General features: G+C 43.7%; 7 protein-coding genes and 1 tRNA gene. 1 reads left to right on the top strand and 7 read right to left on the bottom strand.

Annotation, left to right across the window (positions count from 1 at the left end; all coding sequences use genetic code 11):
- The coding region (locus tag ACFFAP_RS32375; protein WP_375515059.1) for a hypothetical protein at positions 1-210 on the top strand (210 nt) is incomplete at its 5' end.
- A gap of 356 nt (positions 211-566) precedes the next feature.
- Here the strand turns inward: ACFFAP_RS32375 and ACFFAP_RS32380 are convergent.
- The 7 genes from ACFFAP_RS32380 to ACFFAP_RS32410 all read right to left on the bottom strand — a co-directional run bounded on the left by ACFFAP_RS32380 (position 567) and on the right by ACFFAP_RS32410 (position 5,443).
- The gene (locus tag ACFFAP_RS32380; RefSeq protein ID WP_375515060.1) at positions 567-704 is read right to left on the bottom strand and encodes a hypothetical protein; all 138 of its coding nucleotides are present in this window, start codon (positions 702-704) and stop codon (positions 567-569) included.
- A 4-nt stretch (positions 705-708) separates the two neighbouring features.
- Positions 709-1,743, bottom strand: a complete 1,035-nt coding sequence (locus ACFFAP_RS32385; protein WP_375515061.1) for a methyltransferase — start codon at positions 1,741-1,743, stop codon at positions 709-711.
- 434 nt (positions 1,744-2,177) lie between these two features.
- Complete coding sequence (locus ACFFAP_RS32390; RefSeq protein ID WP_375515062.1) at positions 2,178-3,356, bottom strand: aminotransferase class V-fold PLP-dependent enzyme; 1,179 nt, start codon at positions 3,354-3,356, stop codon at positions 2,178-2,180.
- Positions 3,357-3,380: 24 nt separating this feature from the next.
- A tRNA-Asn gene (locus tag ACFFAP_RS32395) sits at positions 3,381-3,452 on the bottom strand.
- A 136-nt stretch (positions 3,453-3,588) separates the two neighbouring features.
- Entirely contained in the window at positions 3,589-4,140 is a 552-nt protein-coding gene (locus ACFFAP_RS32400) for an NYN domain-containing protein (RefSeq protein WP_375515063.1), read from the bottom strand.
- 339 nt (positions 4,141-4,479) lie between these two features.
- Positions 4,480-5,157, bottom strand: coding sequence for an energy-coupling factor ABC transporter ATP-binding protein (locus ACFFAP_RS32405; RefSeq protein ID WP_375515064.1), 678 nt, complete (start codon positions 5,155-5,157; stop codon positions 4,480-4,482).
- 13 nt (positions 5,158-5,170) lie between these two features.
- Entirely contained in the window at positions 5,171-5,443 is a 273-nt protein-coding gene (locus ACFFAP_RS32410; RefSeq protein ID WP_012410874.1) for a hypothetical protein, read from the bottom strand.
- Positions 5,444-5,615 lie beyond the last annotated feature (172 nt).

The following is a 5,615-nucleotide window of genomic DNA, read 5'->3' on the forward strand; positions in this document are numbered from 1 at the left end:
AACTTCTGCCAAGACGTTTCCGTGTTTCGCGCAGCCTGTAGCAACTTCTGCCTTCCCTGTAGCAAGTTCCGTCATGACTATAGCGATATCGGTTATGTCTGTAGCAATGTTGGTTGCGACAATAACGATGAAAATTTTGTTACTTTTACTGTATCTGCTTCTGGTGTGTTTCTTGTGATATCGCGGTTTAGCGACTCCACCAACTCGTAACAAACTAACTGAACAAGAAAAGGCTGAGTGCGAGTAAGTTGGATAATTGCATCTACAGCATTTAGTTCATAGATATTGCTGAAGTTCTCGACTGGCTGTAGAATCAATTCGTGGGCTTCTGACTCTTGCAAGTAAGTCATTCGCAAAGCACGGGTGTTAATTAGATAGTCACTCCAATAAGCGGGAAGTTCAGATAACTCATGCCAACCACTAAAAAATAGAATCCACTTGGGTTAGTGTTGCAGCAGGTTACGAATAAAGTTGAGCGGTACACGGCTACTTGTTGCTTCCACTACCTCACCCAAGCGCTCATATTCATCTAGACAAAGGATAAATCGCTTACTAGAATTGCAGCGTTATATTTGTGCTAACCAACTTTGCAGAGCGGGAAATGGATCTTCAGCTAGTTTTTCGCCATCTGGATTAGGCAAGTATACTTTGCGGGATAATCGCTGTGCAGCTTCGATAATTTGTTGAGCTAAATTTTCAGCCAATCCTTTAAATTTTTAGCGCCTCAATAATGCTAATTGGTGACGGGGTTGGAATAACTTGGGTAAGTTGGAAGCCAGCATGAAGCAGTAGCACTTGATATTCCTCTTCTGTGCGTTCGCGTCCACCAGTCATAACTAGCATATTGAGGTCAAACAACTTGCTAAAAGAAGATGCATTCCCAGGAGGAATTACTGTCTCAAACAGCAGAAGTGTACCATGCTGTGACATTGCCTGATGACAGTTTTTGAGAATAGCGATCGCTTTTTCCTCATCCCAGTCATGAATGATGTGCTTGAGAAGGTAAGCATCACCACCTGCTGTTACTGACTCAAAGAAGTTCCCCGACACTACCGTACAGAGGTCTGCAAAACCTTGTGCTTGCAGACGAGATTTTGCTTCTTCTATCACCGTTGGTATATCAAAGATAATGCCTTTAACAGTCGGATAAGCTTTAAGGATGCTAGTCACCAAACTGCCCTCACCTCCTCCTACATCAACAATGGTGTTGAATGCAGAGAAGTCATAACTGCAAATAATTGCTTCCAAAACGGAAGCTGTTAGACTTGTCATTGCCCGATTAAACAAGTTGCCAGCTTCGGAGTTTTTAAGGTAATGATCCCAAACACTCATTCCAGCGATGTGGTCAAACGCAATCTCGCCAGTTTTGATGCTATGTAGCAGGTTATCCCAGCCTAAGTAGTGCGCTTGTCCTAGTTCGGAAATCGCAAAAAAACGCAAAGAACCAGGAACATCTGTTTGTAAAGTAGCAGCCAAGGGTGTTAAGCCAAATCGATGATCGTCATCTTCGGCAAATATACCCACACTAGCAAGCGCACGCAGTAATCTGTACAAAGATGGCACGTGAGTATCAGTGATTGCAGCTAGTTCCTCTAATGTCTTTGGCTGTTCCTTAAGGTAGTCAGCAATACCAAGTTTAGCAGCAGCGTGGATTGCTCGTGACACCCAAAAGCCAGAAATCATCTGAAGCATAACATCGGATGCAGCGACTTCAGTACTTATGCTTGGTTCGAGTGAATTCATATTCTATAAATTCTTTTCAAAGTTCTGGATTTGTGGGTGTACACAACCACAACTCAATCATATCTGACGACGGGGGCAATAAGCCTCTAGTTTGACGCTGCGCGTATCACAGACGAAAACACAATACATCTGAATGGATGAAGGAAGCACTGATATAAAAGGCGCACACATTCAGTCACATAATTCCAAATTTAGTTCTTTCAAAGGAATAATGTGACCAATATTGAAAAAACTAAAGCCGAAGTGATAGTCATCTCCAATTCGCAGTTACCAATTCGCTTTTTCGCCCATTATTACCCCACGCCGTGGATGCGCTTGCTCTGAATATTGATAAGTGTTTTTTATTTTCTTCATCAATAAATTGAGGAACCACTGCGGTGGACGGGTTCCCCGGCATAAAGCAAGTGGCGTGGGCTTGTAACCCTAAAACTAGATTAACCCAAGAGCAACCCCTTTAAAACCTTTGCCAAATACTCATACTGCTCTAAAGTATTGTAAATCTGCGCCGAAATCCTTAGCAACAGCCGAGGTTTTTCCTGCCAGGGTATCAATTGCACTTCAATGCCAAACTTATCAAACAACTCATCATATATAGACATGAAATCGCGGTTTTCCCAAATCGTAGGCATCGGCACAACCGCCATTGAACCAATCATCTCTTCTGGACAAGGCGGCTGTACTTCTAGCGCTTTACAAAGTAGCTGTCTTGCCTGTAACATTAGCTGATGATTTTGCTGCATCAATTCTATCCACCCACCAGGTAGCAACGAACCCATAAAAGCGATCGCTTCTGGTACAGACATATAAGCTGTAGGATCGTCTGTACCTGTCCAGTCAAATTCCAACTGAAAGCGGGTTTTATCAGTGCGTGGCGAATTTGTGCCGTGGCTAATTGTTAAGGGACGAATTTCTGATTGTTTATCTCGTCGCACATACAAAAATGCTGCCCCTTTTGGCGCACACAGCCATTTATGACAATTTCCAGTGTAATAAGCTGCACCAATTTCTTTCAATTCGAGGGGAATCATTCCAGGTGCGTGGGCACCATCTACCAATGTATCTACACCCCGTTGTTGCAACTCCCTCACCAACTCTTGAATCGGAAAGATTAACCCTGTCTGGCTGGTAACATGATCCAAAAGTGCTAATCGTGTTTTTGGTGAAACTCGCTCAATTACTCGTGCCACTACTTGCTGTGGCGAGTCAATGGGGAAAGGAATTTTTGCCACTACCACCCGCGCACCAGTGCGACTGGCAATAAAATCAAGTGCATTGCGGCAAGCATTGTATTCGTGGTTGGTTGTAAGTATTTCGTCCTCTGGTGAAAACGTCAGCGACCTTAACACCGAATTAACGCCAGTTGTTGCATTGGGGACAAATACTAAATCCTGGACATCAGCACCTACAAACGCCGCCAGCTTAGTTCTGGCATCGTCTAGCAGGGGTTCCCACTCCCTACCAAAAAAGCGTAAGGGTTCCTGTTCGAGCTGCGATCGCAAACCTTGTTGAAACTCCAGCACTTGTTTCGGACAAGCACCAAAAGATCCATGATTCAGAAACGTTACAGTCGAGTCAAGCGACCACAAATCTCTGAAGGATAATCTAGAATCCAAAATTTAAAACCCAAAATTGCTAAACTCCCCAGGCTGGATTCGAACCAGCGACCAATCGATTAACAGTCGATCGCTCTACCACTGAGCTACTGAGGATCACTCACGATTTATAATATTAGGGCTAAAAATAGGATTTGGCAAGTACTTTCGCCAATATTTTTTTAAATACTTAATTTATAAAATTTTTGTAACCAAAACTCATTCAGGAACTTAAGCAGAGACTTTTAAATATCTACTGTAATCCCATTCGTAATTCAGCCAGACGCTGCCGCGCCTTAGCATCAATGGCATTAGCTAAAAACCTACTCTTAGATTGTTTGCGCGTATGATACTTCTGTCGCATCTGACAGACAGTAGCTTCTACATCCCCACAGAGTTGTTGTGCCGATAACCATTCAGCCCCATACCCCTGTATCATCAACTGCTGTGCCCGATCTGATGTAGCAACAATTACACGAGAAATCAAACATTGGGCTATTTCCTGGCGCATAGACGCACAGGATTTTTCAATATAAGTATCTGCTGTCTGTCCAAAATCAGTGTAATAAACTGATAAAAGCTCAGTAATTATTTCTTTATTGCTAGAGGAGTTCTGATATTGGGCATCAAAAACTATTTGAGTTGCATAACCCTGAAACGCACTATAACCCGTCATCGCTTCCACAAGTTCACCCCGTGCTGCCTCTAGTCCAACACTATCACGCGTTTTTTTAAGGCAAGGCCAAGCGCCAATTATATTGTAGCCGTCTACTAACAAAACGGCTTGGAGTAAGGAACGGGGCATGGTTTTTAATCACAATTTTCTAGAGTTAACAAAATTCATTCATAAGTTTTATAATAATTGATGCATAGTCTGTAACACTATGCTACACAGAATAAAAAATACGGCAGCCTCACAAAACTAAAACTTAAGACAGACGTACCAACTTAAAACGCGCCTTTGTTTAAAAGGCGCGTTGCAGTTCTTTTTCAGTAGTAATAAAAACGAAGCAATGCTGAGTTAAAAGACTACCTATAAAGGGCAGAGCATGTACAGGTATGAAAGCCTGAGTACTTTTTTACTTTACTCAGCACTTAGCACGGGCTAAACCATAGCTATCCGCTAACAGCACTCAGCACTAAATTAAGAGGCTTCGCTGTGTACCTCCATTAGACGTTGTTTGAGGCGTTGAGGTTCACCCCTATCTACCAGAGAGCCTTTTTCTAGCAAGAAAGCGCCGTCACAGTAATTTAACTCGTCTAATCGATGTGTCACCCACAAGGCTGTAATACCTCGACTTTTGACAAGGCGGCGCACACCAGCCACTAAATCCAACTGGCTATCTGGATCTAATAAGGCAGTGGGTTCATCTAGTAATAAGACATCACAGCGACGGGCGATCGCACCAGCGATCGCGACTCGCTGTTTCTGTCCCCCAGAGAGTGCATAAATAGGGCGTCGTAGGAGAGTAAGCAAATTCACCGCTCCTAGCGCCTCCTCAACCCTTGCTCTAGTGGCAGCAGGTGGTAACTTTTCTTCCACCAATCCAAAAGCCACATCAGCACCAACCGTTGGCATCACCAGTTGATGATCCGGATTTTGGAAGACAAAGCCAACAGGGTGCAAAACTCGAATTTCCCCAGACTCAGGAGCTAATAGCCCTGCCAGCAGTCTTAGTAACGTTGATTTCCCACTACCATTTGTACCTAAGAGCATCCAAAACTCGCCCTTGGGTACTTCTAAAGAGCAAGATTTGATAACCTTCTCTCCATTAGGCCAACTGAAATTTAAATCCTTGACCTCAATGCCCACTTGAGCCATTTGTCAACCTTGGTTACTCAGCAGCTACAGCGAAAAAGCCAGGTGGTCTACCACCACCAGGGGTTGTACCATCTTTCTGAACAATCTGCACCCCAGAAATTTCACTAGCGCGGACAGCAATTTTTTTTTCTGTCTTGCCCTCGCACTTGAGTTCCACAATGTCAGGGTTACCAGAGCGTATTGCTGCCAAAATCAGCTGATAGACAGCCTCAGCATCCTCTGCTGACTTACGTTGTACTGAAATAGGGAAAGCAGTGTTTCTGATGCTTAAATCGATGGTAAACATTTAGCAATAATCAAATTTAACTGTGGACTCATTTTAGCGTCAGCTGACTGATTATAGGGAAATGGGGATTGGGGACAGGGGGTTGGGCATTGGGCACTTGTACTGAGCGAAGTCGAAGTATTGGGGATTAGGCATTGGTTATTTCTCTTCATCTCCCCACTCCCCACTCCCC

This window comes from uncultured Nostoc sp. (genome assembly GCF_964245575.1).
In the GTDB taxonomy this organism is placed as follows: Bacteria; Cyanobacteriota; Cyanobacteriia; order Cyanobacteriales; family Nostocaceae; genus Nostoc.